The 432-nt window shown below is 34.7% G+C and carries 1 protein-coding gene; it reads left to right on the top strand.

Going from position 1 to position 432, the window contains the following annotated elements:
* Positions 1–432, top strand: a 432-nt coding sequence (locus AC3DE3_RS17440) for a hypothetical protein (protein WP_488370881.1), incomplete at both ends; no start/stop codon positions are given.

Raw genomic sequence — 432 nt, 5'->3', positions numbered from 1 at the left:
CACAGCTATTTCTCCTAGCAAATTTACCTGGAATATAGATACATTAAATGGAATTTTTCTCAGCCAATCAATTAAGTCCAAACCCATCAAAGGTCTTTTTGAAAATATTGCAGTGTTTGCTTTCTTACTAGATATAGAAGCAATCGGCCCCAGCTATACCAATATTGGTTTAATAGAAAATGAAGATGTCATGCAAACTGTCAAAATTGATCCTGGCAGTTGCAGTATTTCTGGTGTTAATGATGATAAAGAATTCAAGAAAGTATTTGCAGAATTACTCAATGGAACGTTTGATAAACTTGATGGAAATTCTGGTGAAAATAAAATGGTCTATGCTCACGCCACGCAAAATCAAATACTGGATGGAATGCAACGAGTGGCGGCTCTTACAGATTTTCAATTGGAAAGAACCATCAAAAATAAACAATTTCC

The organism is Dietzia sp. IBK-p2-16D (genome assembly GCF_057773085.1).
Note: the sequence above shows the minus strand (reverse complement) of the source record. Positions and strands in the feature narration are given on the sequence as shown.